The organism is Virgibacillus sp. GM2-2, from assembly GCF_055329585.1.
This window is the reverse complement of record NZ_JBUZWC010000003.1, coordinates 138,111-162,621: the sequence shown is the minus strand read 5'-3', so window position 1 is coordinate 162,621 and position 24,511 is coordinate 138,111. Positions and strand designations below refer to the sequence as shown.

Sequence of the window (24,511 nt, the reverse complement as noted above, 5' to 3'; positions counted from 1 at the left end):
AGTAAACTTGAAATCATTAATTTTTGAATCTACATTAAACGACCTAAATGAAATCGCTGAAATTGATCGAAAAATAGTAGGTAATGATAATAGAAAAAAGTACATAAAGAGAGCGATTGAAGAAAAAAGATGCGTCGCTATTAAGGATAAATCAATAGTAGGATTTTTGATTTTCGACACGCATTTCTTTGACTGTAGTTTTATTTCATTAATAATTGTCAAACCAACAGAAAGGCGAAAGGGATATGCAACATCACTCTTGGGATTTTTTCTTAAAATAGCACCGACCCGAAAAGTTTTCTCTTCAACCAATCAATCGAATAAAAAAATGCAACAAGTATTCGAAAGAAATGGCTTTGTTCGAAGTGGTTTTATAGAAAATTTAGATGATGGCGATCCAGAAATAATTTATTTTACATCAAGATAATTATCTATCATTTTATGGTGCTATTCATTTTGGATTATAAAAGGAGAACTAAATGAAATCTATCAAAAATGAAAAATGGAGAACAGATAGAATCGGTTCTGCGCTAAGGGGTGAAAACCCGATGGTACTTGTGAATATGAAGAGTGGATTTGCTGTTATCGGCGACACACAATTTTTACCAGGCTATTGTGTTCTACTTCCTTCAGTTGAAGTTAACTCATTAAACGATCTGGATATTATCAAGAGAACCGAATTCCTAATTGACATGAGTATAATTGGAGACGCAATACATGACGTATGTGATCCAAGAAGAATTAACTAAAAGCAAAGAGGCTGGGACATAGCTATTCCTACCAATTGAAATGACGAACAATTATCTAAATTAGCTCCGGAAATATACGTAGACTCCTGCGGGAGGGATGGCATCGGTGAGACCCCGGAGTGCGAAAGCACGAGGAGGCTCACCAGCCACCCGCGGAAAGCGAAGTATATTTCCGGAGCGGTTTTTTTACACATTTTATATTATTGTTCGGATTATCTTTAATAAATTTAATTTGGTCCCAGCCTCTTTCTCTGTTCTATATTTTTCGTTTCAATTTATCATTATTTTTTCTATTAATTCAATGGATAATCCTTCACTTAACGTTGCGATAGCATCTTCTTTTCCTTTATCCCATCAAAATTAGGTTTTTTGAATTTAGTAGGTAATTTTTTTTGCATTAAATATTCCACATCGCTTTATAAAAGTGAAAATATGTTTCATGTAAACTTCTTAACCATCACAATATGCGGGCCAAGAGTAGGATAATCAAATACTTCACCATGTGGTTCAAAACCTAACTTTTTATAATAATTCTGTACAGTTGTCCTTCCTTTGCACCATAAAAGGTCAACACTCTGTTCTTTTAACAGTTTTTCTGCAAAGGTAACAAGGGATTTTCCTGCACCTTGCTTTCTATATTCATCAAGAGTTGCCATAGCTCGTAAGCGATATTGTTTTTTCTCTGGAAGGTCAGGATGTTGTTCATCACAAAAGGATACGATACTTATTAGCCTCTCTTCATCAAATGCTCCAACATTAAAAGCACCAGCTTCATGGTCAGTTTCATACATAATATCCTCAATTGGGCGGTGTGGCCGTAAAATACGATGTCTAAGATCGTACGTCATTTCTGGCTTAATTTTTTTAATCTCAAACATATTTATCCTCCAAATTTCTTGTTTATCATGTTTACATTATTCTTTATCTTGCTTATGAAATCCTGCTTTTAATTATAATTTATTTATTGGGTACTTCTAGATCCTAAGAAACAATAAATTAGTAAAATATGGTAGAGAGCTTTTAATTATGAATGAAAACCGTAACCGTTTTCTTTATCAATGGCACGCTATGTATGTGGTTTTTGTGTATGATTATTCCTCCAACTAAAAATATTTTAATTTGCATAAATAGTCAAAAATATATATAGACACTATATTTAATGCGTGATATATTAGTAAGAATTTAATTTGAGGAGGGGTTCTATGTTAAGCAATCCACTTGTAGCTACAGCCTTAATTTTTACATTAATTGCCTTGGGGGAGTGGTTGTCCATTATTTCTAGGGCGAGAATACCTATGCTACTCACTGCGATGGTTGGTTTTTTAGTTGTTAGGTGGACAGGGATTTTTCCAGCAGACATTTTGGAAAAGTCGACGTTCGCATCACTTGGAGCAATTCTAATTGGTCCTGCCATTTTACACATGGGTACATTGATTCCCTTCTCCATACTTAGAAGTCAAATTAAAGCCGTAATTATTGCTTTAGGTGGAATTGTTGTGTCAGGCATATTAATTTTAACAATTGTTCCATTGGTTTTTGACTATCCAACGGCGGTTGCTGGGGTAGGGCCAATAAGCGGAGGTATTATTGCATTAATCATTACTTCCGAAAAACTAACAGCATTAGGAATGACGGGCCTAGTTGTCATACCTGCATTAATTGTTGCTTTCCAAGGTGTGTTAGGGATGCCACTGGCTATGAATTTCATGCGAAAATACGCTGGTACGATTCAAAAGGAATTGGATAATGGTACGTTTGTTGCTATGAATGAAACAGCTGCAACTACTGAAAAGACAATTGAGAAACGTAAAGCTAGCCCATTGAAATCAAGCACTACGTTAAAACTATTCTTTGTATTTGTCGGTGCAGCGATTGGTGTCTCACTTGGTGAAATTACACCGATCCACTATAGTCTATGGTGTTTAGCAATTGGAATAGTCGGTCTTAAATTAGGAGTGTTTGAAGCAAAAACACTAGAAGGTTCTAATTCGTTTACGATCACAATGATGGCTATTATCTTCGTTGTTATTGGAACAATGGGCAATGTCAGTCCACAGGATGTAGTAAGTAATTTACCTAGTATTCTATTAATCTTGATACTTGGAACCGTTGGTATTTTAATTGGTGGATACATCATGGCTAAATTTGTGAAGTGGCATCCTCTGAAGGGTATGCCGGTCGCTTTAACAGCTCTTTTTGGCTTCCCGGGTGATTATTTGCTTTGTGAAGAAGTCATTAGAAGTGTAGCACGAAATGAACAGGAAGAAAAACTCATTTTTGATGAATTGTTAACACCGATGTTAATTGGCGGCTTTACAACAGTTACGATAGCCTCAGTGGTTATTGCAGGACTATTAGTTCAAACATTATAAAGGAGGAAGAAATCTATGGGAAAAACATTAATTAAAAATGGTCTATTGATTGACGGAACAGGATCAGAGCCTAAAAAAGAATCAGTAGTTGTATTAGAAGATGAAAAAATAGTTTATGTCGGTGCAGAGAACGATTATGTGGTAACAGGCGATGAAGTAGTTGTTGATGCAGAAGGAGGGACTATCCTGCCTGGCTTGATCGACAGCCACGTACATGTCATGATGGAGTACGCCCCAATTGCGGAAAGACTAGCAACACCATTTTCATTTATGTACTATAAGGCAGCGAAACATTTAGAGGCAACATTAAACGCAGGAATTACATCTGTACGCGATGCGCTTGGTGCCGATTTAGGTTTAAAGAAAGCGGTGGAAGATGGTTTAATCCCTGGCCCGAGATTACAATTAAGTATCAATGCACTAACGATCACTGGCGGACATGGGGATGGTTACACGGTATCTGGCACAGTTACCGATATTTTGCCATCTGGCCATCCAGGAATGCCTAATGGTAAATGTGATGGAGTGGAGGAAGTACGGAAAAAGACACGTGAAATGTTGCGTGCTGGAGCAGAGGTCATTAAAGTACATGCAACGGGTGGAGTTTTAAGTGCTACCGATCATCCAGAATTCACACAATTTTCATTAGATGAATTAAAAGCAATTGTAGAGGAGGGGCGCTTTCGAAAAGGTGTTAAAGTGATGGCCCATGCGCAAGGGGCAGAGGGGATTAAAAATGCAGTCCGAGCAGGCGTTCATTCCATCGAACATGGTATCTTTTTAGATGATGAGGCAATTGAGCTGATGAAAGAAAACGGCACATTTTTAGTTCCTACATTGCTTGCTCCGGTTGCTGTACTGGAAACTGCAAAAGAAGTTGGTATGCCCGATACAGCAGTTCAAAAATCAAGAGAAGTTATTGAACATCATAAGGCTAGTATAAAAAAAGCCTATAAAGCCGGCGTGAAAATTGCAATGGGTACAGACGCAGGTGTAATGAAACATGGTACTAATTTACGCGAACTTGCTTTAATGGTTGAAGCTGGAATGACCCCGCTGGAAACCATTGTAGCTTCCACTAAAACCGCAGCTGAATGCTTAGGTTGGGAAGATAGGGTAGGCACGATTGAAAAAAATAAACTAGCTGATGTAATTGTTGTAAAAGGTAATCTGCTTGACGATATTCATTCACTTGCAAATAACGATTCGATTCAACTTGTTATTAAAAATGGAAAGGTTGAAAAAAATATACTTAGCGAAAAGAGTAAGATAATGAACTATAGTTAGTATGTTGTCTTCATAAAAATGCGCAGTAAACGAAATTTTCTATCCGTCACTGCGCAACGTTTATTTAAGATGACGTCCATGCGCCACCATTTATGTGAATCGCTTGACCGGTCATATACGAAGCTTCATCGGATGCTAACATGACATACGGCCATGCGTGTTCAGATGGTTGGCCTGGGCGTCCCATTAAGTTGTCTTGTCCAAAGTTTTCAACGCCGTCTTCATCAAATGAAGAGGGGATAAGTGGCGTCCATACAGGTCCAGGTGCTACAGAGTTTGCTCGGATTCCTTTGCTAGCAAGACTTTGAGCAATACTACGGATAAAGGCAGTGACTGCCCCTTTAGTTGCCGAGTAATCCATGAATATGGGATTTCCTCGGTACGCGTTTATCGAAGAAGTTGCAATAATCGAATCGCCTGATTTCATATGCTCTACAGCAGCTTTCGTTAAATAAAAATGTGAAAAGAAATTGGTTTGAAAAACTTCCTCAAACTCTTCCGTTGGAATGTCTAGTACATCATCATGTACATGCTGAATTGCAGCATTGTTAACAAGAATGTTAATTGTACCGAATTCTGTAACTGTTTTTTCAACAAGGCTTTGACAATGGGACTCCTCTTTGATATCTCCTGGTAGTAACAAGCAGTTCACGTTTTCTGCCTCTACCATTTTTTTCGTATCCTTCGCATCTTCATGTTCATCTAAATAAGAAATAGCAACATTAGCACCTTCTTTTGCATAAAGAAGGGCAACAGCCCGGCCAATTCCGCTATCGCCACCAGTTATTAAGGCGGCTTTTCCTTTTAACTTATTTGTTCCTATATAATCAGTTGGCTGCGCTGGATTCGGTTGCATTTTTGATTCGATTCCTGGTTGCTTGTCCTGATGTTGGCGAGGAGTACTGCCTTTTTGCATATCTCTAGGATCCATAATTTTCATAACCTCCTGTATAGTAATTACTGTTGTGTTTTTCTCGTACCCTAGGCGATTAATATGCAAACATTTAGAGGGGATCAGTTCATTTTTCTTTTTTATGTTTTATGTATTTCTCAATGAAGTGACCTGCAATCCCAAAGATTATTCCCCAAAACAGTCCGTTAAAGATTGGGCTGGCTAAAATAGAAAGAATATATATGTTATCTAGAAATGTGTGATGGTAATATACACCAATGTTCATCCCCACAACGAAAGCTATAAAAAATCCAGTTAAATAAGTTTCTCTTGGTGTTTCTTTTTCGGCGTGTTGCTTATTAATGACGATTGCTCTGTTATAGGCTTGCCATATTCCAAATGCATAAACCGATGGATAGTACATACCCCACTGATGACTAAATGTGTCATGAGCAACATGCATTTCACCGTGAAAAGAATGGAGTATAGACGTATTTAAACTGGCAAAGCCGTTTGCAACCATTTCAAACACAAAAAGCAATGCACCAAATATATATTGTCCGTTATAAAATTGACCGAAACCAGGCATCATAATCGACCATAGTAAAGCTGCAGGAGGAGATTTAAATTCATTGTTTTTATCTAGTTCCATAAAATTCTTTCCTTATTCTTTGACATTGTCTTCTTCCTTATTATCTAATAATCGCAGACGAGTCAGTTTATTAATAACATTTATTACAACATGAGTAGTTAGAAAGTAAAGGGTCACAAAGACAAAAGTGTGTAACGGTGACCACCGTATCCATTTAATTAATCGAGTTTTTCGTTCTAAAATCCACTCAAAGATAGTCAATGGAAAAGTAAATAAAATAACTTTGCCTAAAATGGCAGGGAGTTTAGATTGATACGTTGTTTGGATAAATAGGGTACAGGTAATCGGAAAAATTAAGTAATCAAACAAGATACTCTTATCACTTAACTTTTTAAATAGCCTGACAGGATAAGATAATCGTTTGGTTTTAATCACAAAATCATCTAATAAATTTGCTAAAAATCCAGTGAAAAAGAAAACGATTAGCCAATCCTTTGCAGGTTTTTTTCTAAGTATAATGGCTGGTAATATTCCTAACCCCAATGTAAAAAATCCTCTTAGAATTAATTTTTCCATCAACTTAACCTCTCTCGTATAAAAAGTTTAAAAACTCGGTAATTACACGTTAATTTCCCCAATCTTAGTGAAAAATATTAATGATACGTACGGACGTAATTCCTCTTGGCGAAAAATGTTTTGGAATGTACATTCATTTGACGCAATTCATTTTGTTTAGATGTCTAAAGAAAAAAAGCCGCAAACAATATTTGCGACTTTTTGATCGTGGTATAAGTATTAGTTACGTTTATTTTTAGAGGGAAGATGGTATCAGAAATAGGTGATAAAATAATTTAATAGTTCAAAATCCTTTTGTGAATTCTGATACATAAGTGGATATTCTTTGCAAAAATTTAAACAGCGATAGCTCCTTCTAATTTCCTTTTAAATTTTTCTTTATGATTAACAATTTAACGTTCCAAATGTTCTGGACAGTGTTGATTTTGAATTGGACTAAATGTCTTCGGATCTAAGTAAAGCATTCGAATACAGTTTTCCTTCTTTTCAAAAATGTGAATTTGTAATCCTTTTGTTTTTTCAGCAATTCCATATAGTTCATATTTATCCATTGTTATCATCTCCTTATGCTAACTAAATCCCCTATTTCAAACTGGATTAAACCCGAAGATCAAGAAGTATCCAAATCGCATTCATTGTTACACATTTTTCCATCGAAATATATTACTCTTTTAAATTTACTTGTGATATAATGAGAACAAACGTTCTTGTTATGGGGGTTATTTCATGAGAAAAATGATATTGAGGTCTATCCACAATAAAGAAAACCTTGAACTGTTTTATCTGTCTAATGATAATCAGGTAACACAACGGGTTATTCGTGTGCTTAAAATCAGTGATGAAATGATTATGGCTTTTTGCTATACCAAGAGAGCGATACGGACATTCAAATTAGATAATATATTGTCAGTCGGATCAGTTCGAAAAAGGATGGGTGCTTAATAATGAGTATAAACGATAGAGGTACAAAAAAATGGACGGCAATGATGCTTCCCGAGCATATTGAATTGCTCGAAAAGATGTGGCAGGAAGATGACCATAAAGTAAAGCCAATTCTTGATGAACAGCAAGTAGCCGACATGGAATTAAAGCTACAATGTGCATTGCATAATGACTTAACTGTTGAGATTAAGTATTATAATAAACCTCACTATTCTATGGTTAAAGGGAAGCTAGTAAGCATAAATTCTGCAGCTGGTACATTGAGAGTAGGGGAGAAGGAGATTGGTTTTAGGAACTTGTTGGATGTTTATGTTGATTAGATAACGCAAAAAAGCAACCACCCAATTTCACAAGTAATTTAGTGGTTACTTTCTTTTTACAAATTAATAAAAACCGTTTTTTGATTTAAGTTAAAGATTACTAAAGCTATTAATACAAATGAAAAATAATGCCCATTAGCGAATAAATAATGATCGTTGAAAAAAGAACAGTCATATAAATGAGTGAAAAAATGAACATGGATTTCGCCCATTTTTCAGATTCCATCCTTTTATGGCCAAATATACTTAACAGAATCCAGATAAGACCTAAAAGAAGGGCTACTAGCATCAGCCCAAGACTTAAATAGCCAAAAAGGAAACTTACAGCAAATAAAACAATTAAATAAATATTGGTCTGGATATACGTACGTTTAAACCCTTTGACAACTGGAAGCATAGGAACACTTGCAGCTTTATAATCATCATGCTTACGAATAGCGATGGAGTAAAAATGCGGCATCTGCCAAATAACTGAAATTACAAATAAGCCGATAATAGCAGGGTGTGTTATATCTGGATAGATTGCAGCCCATCCGATTAGTGGTGGTGTAGCACCAGAAAAACTACCAATTTCTGTATTATAAATAGTTCTCCTTTTACTCCACATCGTGTATGGAACAACATATAAGAACAATCCCAAGACCCCTAATAACGCTGCCAAATAAGATGCAAACGCAAGTGATAAGATGCCAATTACAGCCATGGAAACACCGAGCCAAAACACTGTTTTAGGCTTAACTACTCCTGTAACAGTTGGTCTCGTTTTCGTTCTCTCCATAATGACATCAATATCGCGGTCATATAAGTTATTGAAAGCGCCAGCAGCAGCTATAACTAAATACGTTCCGATTAGTGCAAAGATCATTTCGGGAAGTTTTTCAAGTAAACTATACTGATAGGTATACATAGCCAATGTTAACCCTGCAACCATTTGAATAAGGTTGGATTTAACAATACCAATTTTAACTGTTTTTCCGAAAATCTCTGATAAAGTTTCTTTCTCTGTAGTATGTTTTTTTCGCATTATCTTTACTTCCTCTTTAAATAGAATGATGGGAACTTCAGACTTTAAAAAGTGTAGATGGTTATTTTCTACTTAATAAGAATCCCTATACTGACTTGAATATATCTAGTATATCGTATTCTTGTCAAAAAAAGGGGTATAGTGGTTGAAGCTTTTATGACAATTATTCTGTAATAGTAGAAAATATAATATATAAAGAAGGGGTTATCATTAGGGAAAGTGAAACTTATACAGCGTTCTTACGTATTATTGGATATAAATGCTAATAGGAGGGGTTCAATTGTTTACCATTTCAGAAGAATTGTTATTGCTTGCATTTGATGATGACAAAGGAACCGTTGTTTTTTCGGCTTCTGACTCGCTAAGTTATGGATTAGCAGGGGCTATTCTTGCAGAGTTGGCTATTATGGGACGGATAGAGTTGGAGGATAAAAAGATCATTGTAATAGATGATGAAAAAACAGGAATATCTTTTCTTGATAACGTATTAACTGAAATGATACAGTCTGCTAAAAATAAGAAAGTAGACAGCTGGATTCAACATATTACTAGTAATATCGGACAAATAAGGCAGGACGTTATTCATCAGCTTGTGGATAAAGGTGTTTTAAAGGAAGAGGAGAAAAAAGTACTTTGGTTATTCAACCAAAACACCTATCCGACAAATCAAGATGTACCTGAATGGCAAATACGAAAAAAAGTTCATACAACTCTTTTTGGAGATGGAGAACCAGATGCAAGAACCGTAATGTTATTAAGTTTAATCAAATCTTGCAACCTTATAGAAGAAGTTTTTTCTAAAGCCGAAAGGAAAGAAGCCAAAAAACGCATTGAAAAACTTATTGAAAATCATGATTACGGTAAAGCTGTGAAAGCTTCAATTGAGGAAATGCAAACTGCTGTTATTGTGGCTTGTACAACCATTGTAACAGTCAGTGTAATAAGCACTTGAGAGTCATAGGGGAGGTAGATAAGTCGTGAGCTACATATTATTCTTTCTTCTTATTTTTTTCACCGTTCTCATTGACTACTATTGGTTTGATACAGATCAAAAAAGATGGGGATGGGTGAAAAATTGGTCAGAACAAAATAAGATACTATTTTTCTCAGGATTTATTATCGTTTCTGGTTTAATTTATTTTGGCATGAGTATTAAGTTTTTATAGAGGAATATCTGAATCCACTTAGCATCATTACTAGTGAATATAAAAATAGTCCTATGGAGGAAAAGAGATTGCATCAAAATAAATTGAAAAGATCGTCTAAGGATAAGTCGTTACTTGGTGTTTGTGGTGGTATTGCAGAGTTTTTTGGTATTTCTTCTTTTAGTGTAAGACTGATATTTATATTGACAATGCCTCCCGCTCTTATAATATATATAATCCTCGCTAATACACTCGACGAAAGTCCCAGATCATTATAAAAAACAATGTGAACTTTTACTTTAAAGTGTTTGTAATAATATTATCGAAGAACGTAAAACATAAGCTTTATCAAGTTGTTAAAAAGGAGAATAGCATGTCGTATACAAATATTACCGTTGCCGGAAGTGGCGTATTAGGGAGTCAGATTGCTTATCAAACTGCCTTCAAAGGATTTCAGGTGACAGTCTATGATATTAATGATGAAGCTATCGAAAAAGCAAAAGAAAGAATTACGAAGTTAAAACCCCGTTACCAGAAAGATTTGAATGCTAGTCAAGAAGATGTTGATGCAGCTTATAATCGTATGTCGTTCAACAGTGATTTGGAAAAAGCAGTTGCTGAAGCTGATTTAGTTATTGAAGCAATTCCTGAAGTAGTGGACATCAAAACAACTTTTTATAAAAAGTTAGCAAAAGCAGCCCCTGAAAAAACAATTTTTGCAACCAACTCATCTACATTATTGCCAAGTCAGTTTGCTGATGCCACAGGCCGACCAGAAAAGTTTTTGGCTTTACACTTTGCGAATGAAATATGGAAAAACAATACGGCAGAGGTAATGAAGCATCCTGGTACTGATGAAAAAGTTTTTAACGATGTTATCGAATTTGCTAAAGAAATTGGAATGGTTGCTTTGCCATTATACAAGGAGCAACCAGGCTATATTTTAAACTCATTATTGGTTCCTCTTCTAGAAGCTGCACAAATGCTTTTAGTAAAAGAGGTCGCTGATGTCGAAACAATCGACAAAACATGGATGGTCGCTACGGGAGCTCCACAAGGACCTTTTGCCATATTAGACGTTGTTGGAATCAAAACTGCCTATAATATTACACGTGCAAAAGCAGAAAAAACAAAGGATCCTGCATTCAAAAAATTAGCTGAATTATTGAAGACAGAGTATATCGATAAAGGAAAACTAGGAACTGAAACAGGAGAAGGTTTCTATACCTACCCAGATCCAAGCTTTAAGAAGCCGGGATTTACTAAAAGTTAATAATATAAGTGAAAAAGAAAACAGTGTACGTAAGATTTGTTTAGTTCTTACGTACACTGTTTTCTTTTTTGGTAAGACTCCAGAACAAAATAAAAATAGTTTTCTTGGTAGTAAAAGTGTGATTTTTTTTTGTTAAATTGTGATAAAATGAAAATCAGAAATTGCAGGAACTAAAATAAGACAAAATACCCTAAATTTCTACCATTATTTACATATTCAGCTATTTGCCATATACTTCTATAGGACTAGTACTTAAGGTAGATTTTTATAAGAAGTATATTATCAGATTATGTAAACAAACTTATAAGAATACTAGCAACAGAGAGGAATACAAAATGCAAAACAAACTTAGAAATTCTACCTTATTGAACGAAGAGCAACGCACAGTCACATGGTTTCTGTGGATATTTTATGTTGTTTACTTTGTGTATGATATTTTTTACTTCTATTTATTACCTGAAGCGCCTTGGGGTAATACATCTAATTTACTAAAGCAAGGTTTGGACTATTGGATGTATGTAATATTGGTCGGTCTTTTACCAGTAGCCTACTATTTAATAAAAACTAAAAATCCTTGGTTAATAAAATATATATATTTTATTACTTATACATCAGTTAATACTGCAAATGATATATGGGTTTATTGGGACAGTGGTGCGACCTATGGAAGTGGAAATGTAATTGAATTAGTAATTGTGCTCTTTTCCCCAATATTCGTTAATAAAAAGTTCTTTTATTTAGTTTCTGTTGGGACTAGTCTAAAATTTATTGTATTAGGAATAGTTCTGCAAGATCCTGTGGTTTTATTTCCGTTACTTATTGTAGTGATTTTGTCAATGATTGGTTTTATTCTACTAAACCGTTTTTTAAGTTATGTTAGGGCAATAGAGACTTCATATGATAAGAGACTGGAAGGTATCGTAAAAGGATTAATAGCCACCTTAGAACTTAAGGATCCATATACTCGAGGACACAGTGAACGAGTTGCTGAATATGCAATGATATTAGCAAAAGAGACAGGGGAATTTAATCAAGACGAATTAAAATCATTTTATTATGCATGTTTACTACATGATATTGGAAAAGTTAACATTCCAGATTCTATTTTGACTAGTTCTGGTAGATTAACTGTTGAGGAATTTGAAATTATAAAAACTCATCCAGCTGTTGGTGCTAAAGCTGTACAGGAAGTTGATGGTATTGCTGATAATATTGACGTGATCCATCACCATCACGAACGTTGGGATGGTAAGGGATACCCTGCTGGATTAAAGGGTGTAGAGACTCCTATTCTTTCTAGGGTTACTGCTATTGCAGATGCGTTTGATGCTATGACATCTTCCAGGTCTTATCGGGCTGCGTTACCTTTAGAGAATGCATATGATCAAATTGTTGCTGGTAGGGGAACTCAATTTGACCCTGATTTGGTAGAGTTATTTGAGGATGTATATCCAGCTTGGGTAGATTATCATAAACAGTATCATAGGCACGACGAGGGTTTGGATGAAGCTGCTACTACCAATTAAAGGGGGTGAAGTTATCAATGAAAATCCGTAAGTTAAAAAAAGTTAAAGTAACATGCTGGTGGTGTGGCTGGGTTGGCCGTTAATACAAATTAAAGGTAACAGAGGGATGCTAGTATCTAGCATCCTATTTTCCATTTCTAAGACGGTGGTGTATATTATGAAACTATCTCTTCAATCTCATCTATTATTATTTCCTCTAACGATACGACAAGATAAAAAACATTACATTGTCGAAGAAAGCCTTTCCGGTGATTTTTTTGAGATGCCGAAAATTTGTATTGATGCGATTCATTTAATTAATAAAGGAAGTTCCCTAGAAAAGATAGAAAGGGAACTAAAGCATCACTATCCAGATGAAGAGGTAGATATAGTTGCTTTTTCCGAGCAACTGTTAGAGCTTGGTCTTGTAAAAGAAATTGATGGAGAAGCTGTCCAGATTACAAAGCGTAATAAGTCACCGAAGAGCTACATGTGGATCCCATCCCAAATAGGTAGGTTTATTTTTAACAAAATAACAACAAAGCTATTTATGGTTATTCTTTGTATAAATATTGTTCTATTTACAACAAATCCCCAGTTAATTCCAGCATACCAGGATCTTTTTTTGTTTGAGTCCATGACGTTTAATGTCTTAACTTTTATGGGTATTTCGTTATTTTTGATTATTGTTCATGAATTTGGTCATATATTAGCGGTTCGTTCGTATGACTTGCCTGCTAAACTGGAAGTGGGTCACCGATTATTTATAGTAGTATTTGAAACCGATCTTACTCCAGCATGGAAACTTGCTCCAAAGCAACGGAATGTTTTGTATCTTGGAGGAATCTGTTTTGATCAATTGATGCTTTTCATTACATTGAGCATTAGCCTGCTTCTTCAGGAAAGTAATCCACTTCTTATAGGTCTTCTAGCGATGGTAATACTCGATATAAGCTTAAAAAGCATTTACCAATGCTGTTTTTATATGAAAACAGATTTATATTATCTTTGTGAGAATCTAACAGGGTGTTACAACTTAATGGAAAATGGTAAGAAACATTTAAGTAAATGGATACCTCTTATGAAAAAAGATTCAACAACCGAAACATTTGAAGGCGAAGAAAAGTTTGTTCGATTGTATAGTGTTTTCTATATTTGTGGTGTTCTTTTAACCATTGGTTTATTAACATTCTATTTCATACCACAAATGTTTTACGCATATTCTCAAACGCTGCCCGAATTATTACATCCAGTTGGAAATCCGTATTTCTGGGATGCGGTCGTTTTTCTCGGGCAAAGCCTATTGATTTTAGGTTTATTGCTCTATTCTTGGCGTAAATCCAATACCTCTCGAACATACTAAGTATGGTTGGGGGGTATTATCGTTATAGCTATTCATTATACAATCGATTTAATTGATCATTTGGAAGCATGATGAAGCATAAAATTCTTACTAAATTTTATACTATAAATGACACCAATTTACATTTCTAATCGATTTTAGTACATAGAGGGTTCGTTAAAATTTAAATCTTTTTCCATTTGTAGTAGACTGTAGATTATGCAATTTACATACGATTGATTTATGCAAAGGAGAACAGTCACCATGAAAATAGGTATTGATAAAATAGGTTTCTATACGCCACAACTATACGTTGATATGAACAATTTGGCTGAAAGCAGAAATGTTGATCCGGAAAAATATACGATTGGTATTGGCCAGGAAAAGATGGCTGTGCCACCAATTACACAAGATCCTGTTACGCTAGCGGCAAATGCAGCTTTAGAAATTTTAAACGAAGAAGATAAAAAGGAAATTGATTTTGTTATTTTTGGAACAGAGTCAGGCATCGACAGTTCTAAATCCGCTGCGGTTTATGTTCATGAATTGTTAGGGTTGAATCCTTATGCTAGAGCAATTGAAGTGAAACAAGCGTGTTATGGAGCAACTGCTGGTATTCAGATGGCAAAAGGTCATGTTGCATTAAATCCGGAATCAAAGGTATTGGTACTGGGTTCTGATATTGCTAGATATGGCTTGAATACGCCTGGAGAAGCAACACAAGGTGCAGGTGCGGTTGCAGTAGTAATTAGTGCTAACCCGAGTATTATGGTATTAGAAGATCAAAGTGTTTATTTTACCACAGATATTATGGATTTCTGGCGTCCAGTGTATTCGGATAAGGCTTTTGTGGATGGGAAATTATCGAACGAACAATACATTGCGTTCTTTTCGAAGGTCTGGGAGCAATACAAAGCAAAGACAGGCTTAGAGTTGAAGGATTTTGAAGCTATTTGCTATCACCTTCCTTACACAAAAATGGGGCTAAAAGCGCTACGTACGGTTTTGGATGAAGGTACAGAAGATGATAAGGAACGTCTATTAGAAAACTATACAATTAGTTCGAAATATAACAGAATTGTTGGGAATGTTTATACAGGATCGTTGTACTTGAGTTTACTTTCACTCCTTGAACAAAAGGAAAATTTAACAGCAGGTGCACGTATCGGGTTATTCAGCTATGGTTCAGGAGCAGTTGGCGAATTTTTCACTGGTACGTTGCAACCGAACTATCGCGAAAATCTAAATGTAGAAAGCCATGCTAAGCTGTTTTCTTCAAGACAGGAAGTTACAGTTTCAGAATATGAGGATATTTTCCAAAAAACGTTGCCGACAGACGGTTCAACGGTGAAATTGGATATTGAAAAGGATCCAGCAACAGTTTGTCTGGCGGGAATGGCAGATAACAAACGGTTATATGTAAATAAAACGGAATAGCAAGTTATAAAAAACTCTGGGATTAATTCTCAGAGTTTTTTTGATTAACGATTCAACATTCCATGCGAATAATCCTACTCAATTTTTCGGATACTAAAACTAGAGTTAAAAATAATAATTCATATGTAAATTGGAGGGATGAGATGCGTACCAGTAATAAACCTCAACTCACTTCTGCAGAGATATCCAGTCTTTGGACTGCCTATATCCAAGGTACAATGATAATTTGTGGATTAAATTATTTCATAGCAAAAACAGAGGATGAGGAAATAGCAAGTGTCTTAAAATTTGCCTTAAATATAACCAAACAGCAAGTGGACAGGATCACTACTATCTTTCAGATGGAAGAATACCCAATCCCTAATGGCTTTGCAGATAAGGATGTAGATGTAAATGCTCCGCGTCTATTTTCTGACGTGTTTTTCCTAATATACATTTTAAATATGGCCTCATTTTCCTTATCAGCGTACGGAATCGCTTTAGGGACTTCGATAAGATCTGATATTGTTACGTTTTATAATGAAAGCCTAGACCAAATTCAGGAGTTGCATGTAAAAGCAAAGAAACTTGCGTTAGAAAAAGGTGTTTATTTACGTGAGCCGACACTCCCTAAGCCTGAGCGAATTGATTATGTAACAAAACAAAGCTTTTTAACTGGTTGGTTTGGCAATCGTAGACCATTGCTAGGTGTGGAAATCACAAATCTTATTTTAAACATGAAACGTAATTCAATCGGTCGTTCATTAATTATCGGTTTTAGTCAAGTGGCAAATGCAAAGGAAGTTCGAAAGTACATGGAAAGAGGCCGCGATATCGCACAAAAGCATTATGAAATCTTTTCGTCTGTACTTAAAGATGAATATTTACCTACACCTATGTCATGGGACCACACGATTACAGATTCACGTATTTCTCCCTTTTCGGATAAATTAATGATGTTTCACATTGCAGCACTTATCGCTTCGGGTATCGGACAATATGGAATAGCAATGTCTGTTAGTCCAAGACGAGACCTAGGATTACATTATGTACGTCTTTCAGCAGAAATTGCAAAGTACGCGGAAGATGGTGCAAATATTATGATTGACAATGGATGGATGGAGCAGCCACCACAATCAGTGGATCGGGAAAAACTAGCAAAGAGAAAGGACTAGCTTGATGGAGAAGCTATTTTGGAGTATTGCCCTTCCTGGATTTGGTCAATTACTAAATGGCAAATATGTAAAAGGTATTTTGTTTATTGCTTTAGAGATTTTAGTAAATGTAAAAGCGAATCTTAATATCATCATCATTCTAAGTTTCCATGGAAAGACGCAAGAAGCTGTGGAACAGACAAACTATGGTTGGCTAATGTTTTATCCATGCCTATATCTTTTTGCAATCTGGGATGCCTATAAAGATTCTGAAGAAGTGGAAAAACCTTATTCATTTATGCCGTTTGTATTTGCTGCATATTTTGGAACGGTAGGTGTTATTTTTTCTCCTGACTTAAAAATTTTAGGTATTTTATGTGGATCTCTTTGGTTACCAATAGCGTTTTTGATTCTTGGTTTATTTATTGGTGCTTTGTTAAAATCATTACTGATACGAATCAGCTATCAATAAGGCGATTCTAACTATCGTGTTGACAAAACAAAGCATTTTGATATAATTTATCTCGACATCGAAATACTTTTCGAGAGAGGGAGATGACCATGAAGGAAACGCCAGAGGTTGATGAAACAGAACTTTCATTGAAATTACTCGTCGTGTTGTTGCGAACTAACCACAATGTGTTGGATCTGGATCGTAAGAATATAAACGTTTATGGTTTATACCCAACTGAATTTGCTGTATTAGAATTGCTATTTCATAAAGGGGAGCAACCAATACAACAAATAGGGAAAAGAATATTACTAGCTAGTAGTAGTATGACGCATGTGATTGATAAATTAGAGCAAAAAGAGTTGATTGAACGAAAACGTTGTGCCAATGATCGAAGAGTAATCAATGCAACTATTACTAAAAAAGGAAAAGTATTGATGGAAGATATCTTCCCAAAACATAGAGAAGTAGTAACTGACATGTTTAAGGGGTTATCCATAGAGGAAAAGCAACAATTAGTTAAACTATTAAAGAAATTAAGTTTGTCCACGCAGGGCTAATTTAATTTTTATCTAAATATCTCGAAATAGAGATATATTATGTGGAGGGAAAATGTTTGAAGGAGGTTTTACTATGTTAAAAACAAAAGGTATTCATCATATAACAGCAATTGTAGGCGATCCACAGGAGAATATTGATTTTTACGCAAACGTATTAGGATTACGGCTTGTGAAAAAGACGGTGAATTTTGATGACCCAGGGACTTACCATTTATACTTTGGTAATGAACTAGGTCAACCAGGTACAATTCTCACATTTTTCCCGTGGGCAGGTGCTTTTAAAGGAAGAAGCGGAACAGGGTTGGTAGGTACTATTACATTTGTTGTACCAGCTGGAGCCTTAGATTTTTGGGCAAACCACCTGGAACAACTTGATCTTCCTTTTGAAAAAGCAACTCGATTTTGGGAAACGTTTCTACAGTTTGAAGATCCACACGGATTACAGCTTGAGCTTGTCGCTCGTCAAGAAGGTGCAAATAGTAAATGGACATTCAATAGTATAACCTCGGATGTAGCGATTAAAGGATTTGGCGGGGCAGTGCTTTTATCAGGTGCACCGCATCAAACTGTTCAATTACTAGAAGAGGTTATGGGCTTAGAAAACGTTGGTAAAGAAAGGGATTATCACCGTCTTCACGCAAATGGGGATCTAGGAAATGTTATTGATGTCAAGCTTACAGCAAATCCTCGTGCGGTAATGGGCGCAGGTACGGTTCATCATATTGCATGGCGGACAAATGATGATGCAGAACAGAAAGAGTGGCAACAACATCTGCACGATAACGGTTATTACCCAACAGATGTGAAGGATCGTCAATATTTTAATGCAATTTACTTTCGAGAAGCTGGGGGTATTCTTTTCGAAATAGCAACAGATCCTCCTGGATTTGCTACTGATGAGACACCTGAGCATCTTGGTGAAAAACTGTTACTACCGCCTTGGTTAGAAGTTCATCGTGAAAAAATTGAAGGTGTACTTCAGCCGGTTGAAACAAAAAAATGAAGGAGTGATCAGTAATGAAGCATATATTTAACAAAGGACAAGACGTAAATAAACCAACCATGTTACTTTTACACGGTACAGGTGGCACGGAGTCAGACTTACTTCCTATTGCAGGGATGATTGATGATACATCGTCAGTCTTAAGTGTACGAGGGAATGTGAGTGAAAATGGCATGCCGCGCTTTTTCCGTCGTTTAGCGGAAGGAGTTTTTGATGAAGAGGATTTGATTTTTCGAACAAACGAACTCCATGATTTTATCGAAGATGCTGCACGGGAACGTAGCTTCGACCGTGACAATATAGTTGCAGTTGGATATTCTAATGGTGCTAATATTGCAGCAAGTATGTTATTTCGTCATGAAAAAGCATTAAATGGTGCGATACTTTTTCATCCGATGGTACCACAACGTGGTTTGAAATTACCTGATTTAACTGGTGTACCAGTTTTCATTGGTGCTGGAAAGAACGATCCGATTTGTAAGCCAGAAGAAACAGAGGAGCTAGCTAAATTGTTAGAAGAAGCAGGAGCTATTGTAGAGGTGCACTGGGAATATAATGGGCATCAATTGTCTAGAAGTGAAGTAGAGAAAGCAGCCAATTGGTATGAACAGTTTAATCAAAATTAATTCATTTAAAATATAGATAAGAACTATCGAATGGTTTGCATTCGATAGTTTTTTATGGAATCTAGTTTGATAATATATTTTATTAATTGTAATTTTAATTTTAACTCTTGAATAGTATAACCAGTTTTTTTAATCTAAACTTCCATAAATATTTATTTTCACTGTACTCGCACCAGTTAATGTGCAGTGATAAACATATGAAATTGATGTGAGATTATGATAGATAATATTTATGTGTTTTCTCTCGCGTTTTACATTCCTAAGGTCAGAACGGCTATATTTTAAAAAAGTCCAATGATCAAACGATGGACGCACAATTTGGTTGGTCAAGTAGGCATCTTCTTCATTAGATTTTCCTAAAAGATTAAGTTGCTCGATCATTTTTTGTTTTGAAAGGATTCCCATCCCATGACCGTAATATTGGTCATCACCTAAATACACAGCATTTTCTCCTTGCCATTGCGGCTCGAGGTTGTCAGGGTTGTCAAAGTATACGACATCACCCGGAATTGGCGTTCTTGAGATAACGGAATGTAAGCCTAAATCATTATCATTTTCCCAGCTATACAAATATAAGTCAGTAAAGTTTCTATCAAACGTTTCGGCACCTAGATAATTAAGTGCTGCAAAATAGTATACGATAACCATTGCAGCAGCACATTCGAAAGCGTAATTAGCACCATTCTCATAAATATCTCGAATAGCATCAGATGGCTTCACACCAGGCTTTAATTGCATAGCACCTTGTTCTGTTACGTTCCAGTATCTATCGTTCGCCTTTGTTTCTTTAATAATTGTAAAGCTAGCTTTACTATTGTTTAGTTTTCTTGCCGAGTCCATCAGATGTTCTCTTATACGAATAGTGTTTTCCAAATCCTTCAACGAATGAAATCGGTAAATGTTTGGATCTGAGTCCAATGCTTTTAAAATATCGTTTCCATCATTCGATACTGATATATCTTTGATGATTTGATTCCAATGAGCGGTTCTACCCGAAATTTGAATCATGTTCTCGTCCCCCGTTCGAAATTCCTATACAACAGTGTATACAGTTGGGTTGAATTCGTGCTCATTAGCTGAGATGAATCTCAAAGCAGAGACACCAGAACAAACTCGGTAATCTGGAGATATACGAACGGAAAAAATGAACAAATAATCGACCGATGAATTTTCTAACTTTTTTTCTAACTTTGGAGACAAAACTTTAGGATGATTTTCGGCAAAAGCACGTGATACTATAAAGATGATTATTTCGCCGCTTTTTGTTATAATAAATACTAGAATAGTAGGTTTATCTAACGTTAACGGACAGTGAAATTCCCTTAAAAAGGGATAGTTCGTAAATGTCCAATTCGTTTAAGTACGATTCAGTAGTCAAGTATTAGACTTGCCACTGAATGAGTTTCCCGTTATATATTATGATTTAGGTGGTGGCATTAATGAAATATAATTCTGTTTTCGATATTATTGGGCCAGTCATGATTGGACCTTCAAGTTCACATACAGCAGGTGCGGCGAGAATTGGAATGGCTGCACGGAACTTGCTTGGCGAAGAACCGAAATGGGCAAAGATTCATCTTTATGAATCTTTTGCGAAAACATATAAAGGACATGGTACTGACTTTGCGTTAGTTGGTGGTTTGTTAGGTTTTGAGACGGATGATACGCGAATGAGTAAGGCATTGGATATTGCGGAGGAGCGCAACATGAAGATAGAGTTCATTGAAGAAAACGTCGCTTCTGCTCACCCAAACACTGCACGATTAATTATTGGAACGGATGATAAAGAGTTAGAGCTTGTCGGCATTTCCATTGGTGGTGGGAAGGTCGAAATTACTGAATTAAACGGTTTTGACCTACGTTTATCTGGAAACCATCCGGCAATTTTAATCATGCATAATGACCGATTTGGAGCCATAGCATCTGTTACAAGGATTCTAGCAAAATATGAAATTAACATTGGTCATATGGAAGTAAATCGAAAAGACGTAGGTAAAGAAGCATTAATGGTTATTGAAGTTGATCAAAATGTAGACGATTCCGTACTCAAAGAATTAGAAGATGCAGATCATATTATCCAAATTGCGAAAATCGTAAGTTAATCATCATAGAAAGGGGTTTTCTACATGTTTCGTACAGTTGCAGAATTAGTGGAAATAGCTGAAAAAGAAAATATATTGATTTCTGAAGTTATGATCCGTCAAGAGATGGATGTGAAAAATTTATCGCGTGAAGAAATTTATGCGAACATGGAAAGAAATTTAGAAGTAATGGAACAAGCGATAGAGGATAGTTTAAAAGGTGTGAAATCGGTTACTGGTTTAACCGGTGGTGATGCCGTTTTAGTTCAAAAATATATGAAAGAAAAAACGCCATTATCTGGAAACCTGATGCTTGATGCAGTAAGTAAAGCGATGGGAACGAATGAAGTAAATGCGGCAATGGGAACAATTTGTGCGACACCGACTGCAGGTAGCGCTGGCTGTGTGCCTGGTACGTTATTCGCAGTAAAAGAACAGCTAAACCCGACACGTGAACAAATGATTCGTTATTTATTTACTGCAGGGGCATTTGGATTCGTTGTAGCAAACAATGCAATGATTTCGGGTGCAGCCGGAGGCTGTCAGGCGGAAGTAGGTTCTGCTGGTGCTATGGCATCTGCTGCAATTGTTGAAATGGCTGGAGGTACTCCACAGCAATCAGCAGACGCGTTTGCAATTACGTTGAAAAATATGCTTGGACTTGTCTGTGATCCAGTTGCTGGCTTAGTGGAAGTACCATGTGTAAAGCGAAATGCGGCTGGTTCATCACTTGCAATTGTTTCGGCGGATATGGCACTTGCTGGAGTCACGAGTCGAATTCCATGTGATGAGGTAATCGGGGCGATGTATAAAATCGGCAAATCAATGCCGTCTGCCCTACGTGAAACTGGAGAAGGTGGACTTGCAGGAACTCCAACAGGTCAAGCGATTAAGGATAAAATATTTGGTTCGTCTGCCAAGAAAGTGTGATGGAAGTGCTAAGTGAATCGATACAAACGGTGAAGGGTGTTGGAGAAAAATTTGCCGAGTCATTGTCGCTCGTCAACATTTTCACAATCGAGGATTTACTTTATTATTTCCCGTCCCGTTATGATTTTTTTGAAATAAAACCGCTTAGTGAACTAATTCATGATGATAAGGTAACGATTGAGGGAAGGGTAGTCCATGATCCTTCTCTTTCTTTTTATGGTCGAAAAAAGTCGCGGCTTACATTTACCATTGAGACAGAAGGTATTGCTGTTAAAGTGGTAATGTTCAACCGCGCATTCGCAAAGAAACAAATACAGGCTGATGATACGGTAACACTTACTGGCAAATGGGATGCACATAGGCTCCAAATTACTGTTAGTAATTATAAAAAAGGACCAGCCAGCGAACAGCAGGCCATTCAACCAATGTATCCGTTAAAAGGTGATCTTACTAACATAAAGCTGAAAAAAACGATGAGTACAGCCATTAAAGAATATATTAATGAAGTGGAAGAGATTATTCCTGACGAATACTTAACCTCCTACAAGTTACCAGACCGTAAACATGCTATTTTGAATATGCATTTTCCAAAATCCCGAAATCATTTGAAGCATGCCCGTAGACGATTTATTTACGAGGAGTTTTTGTTATTTCAGTTAAAAATGCAGCTGTTACGAAAAATGAAGCGGGAATCTACTAGTGGAAATGCGCAGCACTATGAGCCACCAAAGATTCAAGAATTTATTCAGTCGTTTCCGTTTACCCTTACTAATGCTCAAACGAAATCGTTAAACCAAATACTAGCCGATATGAAGTCACCATACAGGATGAATCGTCTATTGCAGGGTGATGTGGGTTCAGGGAAAACAGCTGTTGCGGCAATTTGTTTATACGCTACCATTACCGCGAATCGACAAGGTGCGTTAATGGTTCCGACAGAAATTTTGGCAGAACAGCATTATCAATCACTTTGTGATATGTTTGGAGACAGAGCTTCAATTGTTCTGTTAACTGGATCCGTAAAAGGAAAGAAGCGAAAAGAAATAACGAAAGCGATAGAAGATCATGAGGTAGATATTGTTGTCGGAACACATGCGTTGATCCAGGAAGATGTCGTCTTTGCTGATTTAGGTTTTGTCATTGTTGATGAGCAGCACCGATTTGGAGTGGAACAACGCCGTTCACTACGAAACAAAGGGCTACATCCAGATGTATTGTTCATGACCGCTACTCCAATACCGCGAACACTCGCAATAACAGCATTTGGCGATATGGATGTCTCTATTATTGATGAAATGCCTTCTGGTCGAAAGGAAATTGAAACATATTGGACGAAAGAAAATACATTAGACCGTGTGCTAGGATTTATAGAAAAGCGGGTATCCTATGGAGAACAAGCGTATGTTATTTGTCCGTTAATAGAAGAATCGGACAAGCTAGATATACAAAATGCAGTTGATCTTTATCATCAATTGGAGCAATATTATCCACCAGAAGTTAATGTTGGATTAATGCATGGAAGATTATCTTCCGACGAGAAAGAAAATGTGATGGAAAAATTCGCTTCAAATGAAATTCAAGTACTTGTTTCTACGACCGTTGTTGAAGTTGGTGTTAATGTGCCGAATGCTACGGTAATGGTTATTTATGATGCAGAGCGTTTTGGGCTTTCTCAGCTGCATCAGTTACGTGGTCGTGTTGGACGGAGTGACCTACAGAGCTACTGTATTCTAATCGCCGATCCAAAGGGAGAAATAGGGAAAGAACGAATGAAGATCATGACCGAAACGAATAATGGTTTTGAACTATCTGAACAGGATTTAAAGCTCCGTGGCCCAGGTGACTTCTTTGGAAAAAAACAAAGCGGTCTACCGGAATTTAAAGTTGCGGATATGATCCATGATTTTAAGGCTCTCGAAACAGCTAGAAAAGATGCAGAAGACATAATCGAATCAAATAAATTGGAAGAGTATGAGCAATATAAAGCGTTGCATACGCTTCTCGAAAATGATTCCTATATGCGCAGTAAGCTTGATTAGAAGATTGCTTGCAAATTCAATCATCCTATTATATATTACTATTAGTACCAAGTCATAATTTTATATGATGAGTTAATGTAAAGGACCTTTTAAAAATCTACGGTGAAGTCCACTTATTGGAACAGCTGAGGCGAAGATTGTTCAGTAGTGGACACAGGACAAAGCAGACACTAGGGAATGAGTGGGAGCTGCTCTTGTATCTGTGTGATAAAAGCGACTTTCTGTAGCGGAA

At 36.4% G+C, this 24,511-nt stretch carries 28 protein-coding genes; 21 read left to right on the top strand and 7 right to left on the bottom strand.

The window, feature by feature from the left end; translation table 11 throughout:
• The first annotated feature begins 7 nt into the window (after positions 1–7).
• Positions 8–427, top strand: coding sequence for a GNAT family N-acetyltransferase (locus tag ACY9Z2_RS05865; RefSeq protein WP_463608686.1), 420 nt, complete (start codon positions 8–10; stop codon positions 425–427).
• A 52-nt stretch (positions 428–479) separates the two neighbouring features.
• Positions 480–749, top strand: a complete 270-nt coding sequence (locus ACY9Z2_RS05860; RefSeq protein ID WP_463608685.1) for an HIT family protein — start codon at positions 480–482, stop codon at positions 747–749.
• A 437-nt stretch (positions 750–1,186) separates the two neighbouring features.
• Here the strand turns inward: ACY9Z2_RS05860 and ACY9Z2_RS05855 are convergent, their stop codons facing one another.
• Positions 1,187–1,627: a GNAT family N-acetyltransferase gene (locus ACY9Z2_RS05855; RefSeq protein ID WP_463608684.1), complete on the bottom strand. Its 441-nt coding sequence runs from the start codon at positions 1,625–1,627 to the stop codon at positions 1,187–1,189.
• 324 nt (positions 1,628–1,951) lie between these two features.
• Between ACY9Z2_RS05855 and ACY9Z2_RS05850 the strand changes: the two genes are divergently transcribed.
• Together ACY9Z2_RS05850 and ACY9Z2_RS05845 are read left to right on the top strand one after the other, a co-directional pair.
• Positions 1,952–3,121 carry a hypothetical protein gene (locus ACY9Z2_RS05850; protein ID WP_463608683.1) on the top strand — a complete coding sequence of 390 codons (1,170 nt, stop codon included), beginning with the start codon at positions 1,952–1,954 and terminating at the stop codon, positions 3,119–3,121.
• Positions 3,122–3,136: 15 nt separating this feature from the next.
• The gene (locus ACY9Z2_RS05845; protein WP_463608682.1) at positions 3,137–4,408 is read left to right on the top strand and encodes a metal-dependent hydrolase family protein; all 1,272 of its coding nucleotides are present in this window, start codon (positions 3,137–3,139) and stop codon (positions 4,406–4,408) included.
• Between the two features lie 64 nt (positions 4,409–4,472).
• On the opposite strand, the gene ACY9Z2_RS05840 is transcribed toward ACY9Z2_RS05845, so the two are convergent.
• The 4 genes from ACY9Z2_RS05840 to ACY9Z2_RS05825 all read right to left on the bottom strand — a co-directional run bounded on the left by ACY9Z2_RS05840 (position 4,473) and on the right by ACY9Z2_RS05825 (position 7,019).
• The gene (locus ACY9Z2_RS05840; RefSeq protein WP_463608681.1) at positions 4,473–5,339 is read right to left on the bottom strand and encodes an SDR family oxidoreductase; all 867 of its coding nucleotides are present in this window, start codon (positions 5,337–5,339) and stop codon (positions 4,473–4,475) included.
• Positions 5,340–5,427: 88 nt separating this feature from the next.
• A complete protein-coding gene (locus ACY9Z2_RS05835) occupies positions 5,428–5,952 on the bottom strand; it encodes a hypothetical protein (RefSeq protein WP_463608680.1) in 525 nt (174 codons plus the stop codon).
• 12 nt (positions 5,953–5,964) lie between these two features.
• Positions 5,965–6,468 (bottom strand): CBO0543 family protein, encoded by a 504-nt coding sequence (locus ACY9Z2_RS05830; protein ID WP_463608679.1) that lies wholly within the window; start codon positions 6,466–6,468, stop codon positions 5,965–5,967.
• Positions 6,469–6,860: 392 nt separating this feature from the next.
• Positions 6,861–7,019 carry a hypothetical protein gene (locus ACY9Z2_RS05825; RefSeq protein WP_463608678.1) on the bottom strand — a complete coding sequence of 53 codons (159 nt, stop codon included), beginning with the start codon at positions 7,017–7,019 and terminating at the stop codon, positions 6,861–6,863.
• A 175-nt stretch (positions 7,020–7,194) separates the two neighbouring features.
• Between ACY9Z2_RS05825 and ACY9Z2_RS05820 the strand changes: the two genes are divergently transcribed.
• Positions 7,195–7,410: a hypothetical protein gene (locus tag ACY9Z2_RS05820; RefSeq protein WP_463608677.1), complete on the top strand. Its 216-nt coding sequence runs from the start codon at positions 7,195–7,197 to the stop codon at positions 7,408–7,410.
• A gap of 2 nt (positions 7,411–7,412) precedes the next feature.
• Entirely contained in the window at positions 7,413–7,730 is a 318-nt protein-coding gene (locus tag ACY9Z2_RS05815; RefSeq protein ID WP_463608676.1) for a YolD-like family protein, read from the top strand.
• A 109-nt stretch (positions 7,731–7,839) separates the two neighbouring features.
• Here ACY9Z2_RS05815 and cyoE read toward each other — a convergent pair whose 3' ends face one another.
• On the bottom strand, positions 7,840–8,754 hold the full coding sequence (gene cyoE, locus ACY9Z2_RS05810; RefSeq protein WP_463608675.1) for a heme o synthase: 915 nt from the start codon (positions 8,752–8,754) through the stop codon (positions 7,840–7,842).
• 280 nt (positions 8,755–9,034) lie between these two features.
• Between cyoE and ACY9Z2_RS05805 the strand changes: the two genes are divergently transcribed.
• The 12 genes from ACY9Z2_RS05805 to ACY9Z2_RS05750 all read left to right on the top strand — a co-directional run bounded on the left by ACY9Z2_RS05805 (position 9,035) and on the right by ACY9Z2_RS05750 (position 19,229).
• Positions 9,035–9,706, top strand: coding sequence for a GOLPH3/VPS74 family protein (locus ACY9Z2_RS05805; protein WP_463608674.1), 672 nt, complete (start codon positions 9,035–9,037; stop codon positions 9,704–9,706).
• Between the two features lie 25 nt (positions 9,707–9,731).
• On the top strand, positions 9,732–9,920 hold the full coding sequence (locus ACY9Z2_RS05800) for a hypothetical protein (protein WP_463608673.1): 189 nt from the start codon (positions 9,732–9,734) through the stop codon (positions 9,918–9,920).
• Positions 9,921–9,973: 53 nt separating this feature from the next.
• Positions 9,974–10,177: a PspC domain-containing protein gene (locus tag ACY9Z2_RS05795; protein WP_463608672.1), complete on the top strand. Its 204-nt coding sequence runs from the start codon at positions 9,974–9,976 to the stop codon at positions 10,175–10,177.
• A 95-nt stretch (positions 10,178–10,272) separates the two neighbouring features.
• Positions 10,273–11,172, top strand: a complete 900-nt coding sequence (locus ACY9Z2_RS05790) for a 3-hydroxyacyl-CoA dehydrogenase (protein ID WP_463608671.1) — start codon at positions 10,273–10,275, stop codon at positions 11,170–11,172.
• Positions 11,173–11,507: 335 nt separating this feature from the next.
• Positions 11,508–12,698, top strand: a complete 1,191-nt coding sequence (locus ACY9Z2_RS05785; protein ID WP_463608670.1) for an HD-GYP domain-containing protein — start codon at positions 11,508–11,510, stop codon at positions 12,696–12,698.
• Between the two features lie 157 nt (positions 12,699–12,855).
• Complete coding sequence (locus ACY9Z2_RS05780; RefSeq protein ID WP_463608669.1) at positions 12,856–14,040, top strand: PqqD family protein; 1,185 nt, start codon at positions 12,856–12,858, stop codon at positions 14,038–14,040.
• 243 nt (positions 14,041–14,283) lie between these two features.
• Positions 14,284–15,456: a hydroxymethylglutaryl-CoA synthase gene (locus tag ACY9Z2_RS05775; protein WP_463608668.1), complete on the top strand. Its 1,173-nt coding sequence runs from the start codon at positions 14,284–14,286 to the stop codon at positions 15,454–15,456.
• A 143-nt stretch (positions 15,457–15,599) separates the two neighbouring features.
• Positions 15,600–16,610 carry a DUF3231 family protein gene (locus tag ACY9Z2_RS05770; protein ID WP_463608667.1) on the top strand — a complete coding sequence of 337 codons (1,011 nt, stop codon included), beginning with the start codon at positions 15,600–15,602 and terminating at the stop codon, positions 16,608–16,610.
• 4 nt (positions 16,611–16,614) lie between these two features.
• A complete protein-coding gene (locus tag ACY9Z2_RS05765; RefSeq protein WP_463608666.1) occupies positions 16,615–17,061 on the top strand; it encodes a hypothetical protein in 447 nt (148 codons plus the stop codon).
• 89 nt (positions 17,062–17,150) lie between these two features.
• The gene (locus tag ACY9Z2_RS05760) at positions 17,151–17,600 is read left to right on the top strand and encodes a MarR family winged helix-turn-helix transcriptional regulator (RefSeq protein ID WP_463608665.1); all 450 of its coding nucleotides are present in this window, start codon (positions 17,151–17,153) and stop codon (positions 17,598–17,600) included.
• A gap of 73 nt (positions 17,601–17,673) precedes the next feature.
• Complete coding sequence (locus ACY9Z2_RS05755) at positions 17,674–18,603, top strand: ring-cleaving dioxygenase (RefSeq protein WP_463608664.1); 930 nt, start codon at positions 17,674–17,676, stop codon at positions 18,601–18,603.
• 14 nt (positions 18,604–18,617) lie between these two features.
• Entirely contained in the window at positions 18,618–19,229 is a 612-nt protein-coding gene (locus ACY9Z2_RS05750) for an alpha/beta hydrolase (RefSeq protein ID WP_463608663.1), read from the top strand.
• A gap of 129 nt (positions 19,230–19,358) precedes the next feature.
• Here the strand turns inward: ACY9Z2_RS05750 and ACY9Z2_RS05745 are convergent, their stop codons facing one another.
• Positions 19,359–20,237 carry a TGL-type protein-glutamine gamma-glutamyltransferase gene (locus tag ACY9Z2_RS05745; protein WP_463608662.1) on the bottom strand — a complete coding sequence of 293 codons (879 nt, stop codon included), beginning with the start codon at positions 20,235–20,237 and terminating at the stop codon, positions 19,359–19,361.
• A gap of 431 nt (positions 20,238–20,668) precedes the next feature.
• Between ACY9Z2_RS05745 and sdaAB the strand changes: the two genes are divergently transcribed.
• The 3 genes from sdaAB to recG are packed head-to-tail and all read left to right on the top strand — an operon-like array spanning position 20,669 to position 24,279.
• Entirely contained in the window at positions 20,669–21,331 is a 663-nt protein-coding gene (sdaAB, locus tag ACY9Z2_RS05740) for an L-serine ammonia-lyase, iron-sulfur-dependent subunit beta (protein WP_463608661.1), read from the top strand.
• Positions 21,332–21,355: 24 nt separating this feature from the next.
• Positions 21,356–22,240 (top strand): L-serine ammonia-lyase, iron-sulfur-dependent, subunit alpha, encoded by an 885-nt coding sequence (sdaAA, locus tag ACY9Z2_RS05735; RefSeq protein ID WP_463608660.1) that lies wholly within the window; start codon positions 21,356–21,358, stop codon positions 22,238–22,240.
• 5 nt (positions 22,241–22,245) lie between these two features.
• Positions 22,246–24,279 (top strand): ATP-dependent DNA helicase RecG, encoded by a 2,034-nt coding sequence (gene recG, locus ACY9Z2_RS05730; RefSeq protein WP_463608775.1) that lies wholly within the window; start codon positions 22,246–22,248, stop codon positions 24,277–24,279.
• Positions 24,280–24,511: the final 232 nt, after the last annotated feature.

What these genes read in the sequence shown, in the direction of transcription:
- ACY9Z2_RS05860 (WP_463608685.1), top strand. Translation starts at nt 480, where the DNA reads ATGAAATCTATCAAAAATGAAAAATGGAGAACAGATAGAATCGGTTCT.
- ACY9Z2_RS05855 (WP_463608684.1), bottom strand. Translation starts at nt 1,627, where the DNA reads ATGTTTGAGATTAAAAAAATTAAGCCAGAAATGACGTACGATCTTAGA.
- ACY9Z2_RS05850 (WP_463608683.1), top strand. Translation starts at nt 1,952, where the DNA reads ATGTTAAGCAATCCACTTGTAGCTACAGCCTTAATTTTTACATTAATT.
- ACY9Z2_RS05845 (WP_463608682.1), top strand. Translation starts at nt 3,137, where the DNA reads ATGGGAAAAACATTAATTAAAAATGGTCTATTGATTGACGGAACAGGA.
- ACY9Z2_RS05840 (WP_463608681.1), bottom strand. Translation starts at nt 5,339, where the DNA reads ATGGATCCTAGAGATATGCAAAAAGGCAGTACTCCTCGCCAACATCAG.
- ACY9Z2_RS05835 (WP_463608680.1), bottom strand. Translation starts at nt 5,952, where the DNA reads ATGGAACTAGATAAAAACAATGAATTTAAATCTCCTCCTGCAGCTTTA.
- ACY9Z2_RS05830 (WP_463608679.1), bottom strand. Translation starts at nt 6,468, where the DNA reads ATGGAAAAATTAATTCTAAGAGGATTTTTTACATTGGGGTTAGGAATA.
- ACY9Z2_RS05825 (WP_463608678.1), bottom strand. Translation starts at nt 7,019, where the DNA reads ATGGATAAATATGAACTATATGGAATTGCTGAAAAAACAAAAGGATTA.
- ACY9Z2_RS05820 (WP_463608677.1), top strand. Translation starts at nt 7,195, where the DNA reads ATGAGAAAAATGATATTGAGGTCTATCCACAATAAAGAAAACCTTGAA.
- ACY9Z2_RS05815 (WP_463608676.1), top strand. Translation starts at nt 7,413, where the DNA reads ATGAGTATAAACGATAGAGGTACAAAAAAATGGACGGCAATGATGCTT.
- cyoE (WP_463608675.1), bottom strand. Translation starts at nt 8,754, where the DNA reads ATGCGAAAAAAACATACTACAGAGAAAGAAACTTTATCAGAGATTTTC.
- ACY9Z2_RS05795 (WP_463608672.1), top strand. Translation starts at nt 9,974, where the DNA reads ATGGAGGAAAAGAGATTGCATCAAAATAAATTGAAAAGATCGTCTAAG.
- ACY9Z2_RS05790 (WP_463608671.1), top strand. Translation starts at nt 10,273, where the DNA reads ATGTCGTATACAAATATTACCGTTGCCGGAAGTGGCGTATTAGGGAGT.
- ACY9Z2_RS05785 (WP_463608670.1), top strand. Translation starts at nt 11,508, where the DNA reads ATGCAAAACAAACTTAGAAATTCTACCTTATTGAACGAAGAGCAACGC.
- ACY9Z2_RS05780 (WP_463608669.1), top strand. Translation starts at nt 12,856, where the DNA reads ATGAAACTATCTCTTCAATCTCATCTATTATTATTTCCTCTAACGATA.
- ACY9Z2_RS05775 (WP_463608668.1), top strand. Translation starts at nt 14,284, where the DNA reads ATGAAAATAGGTATTGATAAAATAGGTTTCTATACGCCACAACTATAC.
- ACY9Z2_RS05770 (WP_463608667.1), top strand. Translation starts at nt 15,600, where the DNA reads ATGCGTACCAGTAATAAACCTCAACTCACTTCTGCAGAGATATCCAGT.
- ACY9Z2_RS05765 (WP_463608666.1), top strand. Translation starts at nt 16,615, where the DNA reads ATGGAGAAGCTATTTTGGAGTATTGCCCTTCCTGGATTTGGTCAATTA.
- ACY9Z2_RS05760 (WP_463608665.1), top strand. Translation starts at nt 17,151, where the DNA reads ATGAAGGAAACGCCAGAGGTTGATGAAACAGAACTTTCATTGAAATTA.
- ACY9Z2_RS05755 (WP_463608664.1), top strand. Translation starts at nt 17,674, where the DNA reads ATGTTAAAAACAAAAGGTATTCATCATATAACAGCAATTGTAGGCGAT.
- ACY9Z2_RS05750 (WP_463608663.1), top strand. Translation starts at nt 18,618, where the DNA reads ATGAAGCATATATTTAACAAAGGACAAGACGTAAATAAACCAACCATG.
- ACY9Z2_RS05745 (WP_463608662.1), bottom strand. Translation starts at nt 20,237, where the DNA reads ATGATTCAAATTTCGGGTAGAACCGCTCATTGGAATCAAATCATCAAA.
- sdaAB (WP_463608661.1), top strand. Translation starts at nt 20,669, where the DNA reads ATGAAATATAATTCTGTTTTCGATATTATTGGGCCAGTCATGATTGGA.
- sdaAA (WP_463608660.1), top strand. Translation starts at nt 21,356, where the DNA reads ATGTTTCGTACAGTTGCAGAATTAGTGGAAATAGCTGAAAAAGAAAAT.